The 826-nt window shown below is 45.5% G+C and carries 1 protein-coding gene; it reads right to left on the reverse strand.

Annotation, left to right across the window (positions count from 1 at the left end; genetic code table 11):
• A partial coding sequence (locus tag R7Q48_RS26190; protein ID WP_318133108.1) for a GGDEF domain-containing protein occupies window positions 1-826 on the reverse strand: 826 nt, incomplete at both ends.

An 826-nucleotide genomic window follows, 5' to 3' on the forward strand; every position in this document is an offset into this window, starting at 1 on the left:
CTGCAGTGCTTTTTGCAGTTCGATTTCGAGCCACAAACGCATACGCGCTTCTTTGTTCATTTGGTCATTGAATTTGATCAGACGGTTTCGCCCGCGATCTTTGGCTTCGTACATTGCGGTATCGGCATTTTGTAGCAAGATACGAGCATCCTGCCCATCTTCCGGATAGCGGACGCTACCGATTGAGCAGGCAAGACGTTTACTGAAATGGTGCAGATCAAAAGGTTGGTTTATCAAAGAAATAATGCGATCTGATAACACTTCTGCCATGCGCGAGTTTTCTGGCTCAGGAAGGATGATGCCGAACTCATCACCGCCAAGATGGCCGATGATCGCTTGGTTTGGCAGCAGTCGTTTTAAACGCGCAGAAACTTCTTGGATGACTTTGTCACCGATGTGATGACCCAGCGAGTCATTAATGTTCTTAAAGTTATCGATATCGAACACAGCCAATGCCACGTTCTTCTTCGTCATTTTATTACGCCAAACGGCCTGCATTCCTCTGCGGTTGAGCAGCCCTGTCATTGGGTCTCTTGCAGCAAGATCTTTAAAGTAGCGACGTTCGGTGTGCATGTTCACATAAAACAGTACTACGGTACTCAATACGTAAATAAAGACCGCGACCATGATGCTGTACTTTTCAAAGAACGTTAAATTCTTAATCTCGCTCCATAAGTTATATTCGTAATAAATACTGTGATTGGCACTCAAGCGCTCTTTTTCAATGGGCTGAATCCGCACGGCATCTTCAGGAATCGTTTGAAAATTGGAAACTAAGTGCAGCTTCCCGACAAGGTTTTCAGAAGTCGTGAGCAGCGCATCGACA

Source organism: Vibrio sp. 378 (assembly GCF_033339435.1).